The organism is Nostoc sp. (assembly GCF_035638895.1).
In the GTDB taxonomy this organism is placed as follows: domain Bacteria; phylum Cyanobacteriota; class Cyanobacteriia; order Cyanobacteriales; family Nostocaceae; genus Nostoc.
The window spans coordinates 1-2649 of record NZ_DASQZC010000516.1 but is presented as its reverse complement, the minus strand read 5'-3'; the positions used below and the strand labels follow the sequence as shown (position 1 = coordinate 2649).

Below are 2649 nucleotides of genomic sequence, written 5' to 3'. Positions count from 1 at the left end.
GGAACTGGATCGACTGATCGACAAGTTGGATCGCTTTCAGCGCAAATTTGAAGCCTTGGATGGCTACAACTTAGATGCACGCATCGGGAAAATTTTACCAGAGATGGGATTTGGGCTAGAAGATGGCGATCGCCTCGTCAGTGCCTTCAGTGGTGGTTGGCAAATGCGGATGAGTTTAGGAAAAATCCTGCTGCAAAAACCCGACTTGTTGCTACTGGATGAACCGACTAACCACCTAGATTTAGAAACCATTGAGTGGTTGGAAAATTACCTCAGAGGGCTGGTTACGCCGATGGTAATAGTCTCGCATGACCGGGAGTTCCTTGACCGCCTCTGCACCCAAATTGTAGAAACTGAACGTGGCGTTTCCAGTACCTACCTTGGTAACTACTCGGCATATTTGGAACAAAAAGCCGAAAGTCAATCAGCACAACTTAGTGCTTACGAACGCCAACAGAAAGAATTAGAGAAACAGCAAACCTTTGTTGATAGATTCCGCGCCAGTGCTACCCGCAGTACCCAGGCAAAAAGCCGGGAAAAGCAACTCGACAAAATTGAGCGCATTGAAGCACCCATTGCAGGGGTAAGAACTCTCCACTTCCGTTTTCCCCCTGCACCCCGCAGTGGACGCGAGGTAGTAGAAATTAAAGATTTAACTCATCTTTATGGTGATAAAATCCTGTTTTTGGCAGCAAATCTGCTAATTGAAAGAGGCGATCGCATTGCTTTTCTTGGCCCCAATGGTGCTGGAAAATCTACCCTTTTGCGCGTAATTATGGGGATGGAACCACCCACAGAAGGTAGCGTTCAATTAGGGGATCACAACGTTATCCCCGGTTACTTTGAGCAAAATCAAGCTGAAGCCTTAGATTTGAAGAAAACTGTCATGGAAACTATCCATGATGAAGTTCCAGACTGGGATAATCAAGAAGTCCGCACGCTTTTGGGACGCTTCTTATTCACTGGTGATACTGTATTTAAGGCAGTTGGGGCATTAAGTGGAGGAGAAAAAGCTCGTCTGGCGTTGGCAAAAATGCTCTTACGTCCCGCGAACTTACTAATTTTAGATGAGCCGACAAACCACCTAGACATTCCAGCGAAAGAAATGCTGGAAGAAGCGCTTAAAAACTATGATGGTACCGCAATTGTAGTTTCCCACGATCGCTACTTTATTTCTGAAGTAGCTAACAAAATCGTCGAAATTCGTGATGGTGAATTCAGGGTTTACTTAGGAGACTATCATTACTATCTCCAAAAAATTGCCGAAGAAAAAGAACAGGCAAAATTAGCTGCGATCGCTGCTGAAAAAGCTGCTAAAAAAGCTGCAAAAGCTTCCAGTAAAAAGAAATAAGTGATTTAATACGAACTTAGTAGTAGTGCTAAAATGCTACTACTAAGTAATTACTTGTTATTAGCAATAACCGACATTACATAAAAATTGCTAAAGTTTAAAAAATCATTCAAAAAACTGTAAGTCTTTCATAAAATAAATTAATAAGCAAAAATTCACTTGCGGCGTGGTTTAGCAGTGGTATTATTCGGTTATCAGAAAGTAAAAAGGCTTTTTGAAGCACTGTGCATACGGTCATTATCATTTGCACTTAAGTATTGCTACTGTATTGTGCTACTACAATCACAGCAATTCTCAAGCTAGGATTCTCTAGCTGGGAATTTTCAGTATGTTAAAAACCTGCCCGTTAGTTTGCAGCTTCCAGGCAGGTTATTAAACACTACTGACTTAAAGTGGTATTTAGAAGATGGCAGCCTATTTATAGGGCTAGCCTTTATCAACCTGCTGGGTAGTTCGCAGCTACCTTGCAGACTTTCAAAAAAACCTACTTTTTCAGAAATAAAATGAACAGACAACCTAAAATTAACATAGAAGTGCAGCCAAAGGATATTTCAGTACAGTGGTATCGAGAACGTTCCCGACAAGCCAGCGCAAGTTTTAACCTGGCTATTAGTCTAGCAACAGCAACTACCATATTTGGTATTTTGACTGGTGTATCAGTTTGTATAGGTAATGTGTCGGCAGCAACAGCAGCAACAGCTGTTGGACTTACCTCTGGAGTTGTAAGCAAACTGTTTTTCAACTTCTCTGATAATGCAAACAAGAGACTGGATGAGACTGCTAAAGAGCTTTTAGAAGATGATTAAATATTCCTTTTTGGTCTGCTTATTTTTGGATGCTGCTAAAGCTACTGTAAAACCAAAATGATGCACTTAGTCTAGTAGTAGTACTCTATTGCTAGTACTAGACTAATGACTCAATGTAAATATCACAACAATATACACAAGATTTATTAAGATTAAGAAAATTCTAAAAAAACTATAAAGTAATTCATAATAAAATAAATTCTCTTGCGGCGTGGTTTAGCAGTGGTATCATTCGGGTATTACAAAAAGTAAAGGGCAATTTTACTATGACCAAAGCACCTGTTGCTCCTGTGGTGCTAGTCATTTTAGACGGATGGGGCTACTGCGACCAGAAGCGAGGAAACGCTATTCTTGCTGCTAAAACTCCCATTGTGGAAAGTTTATGGGCAGCTTACCCGCATACCCTCATCCGCACATCAGGAAAAGCCGTAGGGTTGCCAGAAGGTCAAATGGGCAACTCGGAAGTAGGTCATTTGAACATTGGTGCTGGGC

General features: G+C 41.3%; 2 protein-coding genes and 1 pseudogene. All 3 read left to right on the top strand.

Annotated features, from left to right (window positions below; all coding sequences use genetic code 11):
• The coding region (locus tag VE944_RS25810) for an ABC-F family ATP-binding cassette domain-containing protein (protein ID WP_324983865.1) at window positions 1-1351 on the top strand (1351 nt) is incomplete at its 5' end.
• A 503-nt stretch (window positions 1352-1854) separates the two neighbouring features.
• Window positions 1855-2157, top strand: coding sequence for a TRADD-N-associated membrane domain-containing protein (locus VE944_RS25805; protein WP_324983862.1), 303 nt, complete (start codon window positions 1855-1857; stop codon window positions 2155-2157).
• A gap of 266 nt (window positions 2158-2423) precedes the next feature.
• A pseudogene (locus VE944_RS25800) lies at window positions 2424-2649 on the top strand (2,3-bisphosphoglycerate-independent phosphoglycerate mutase); the annotation flags it as partial.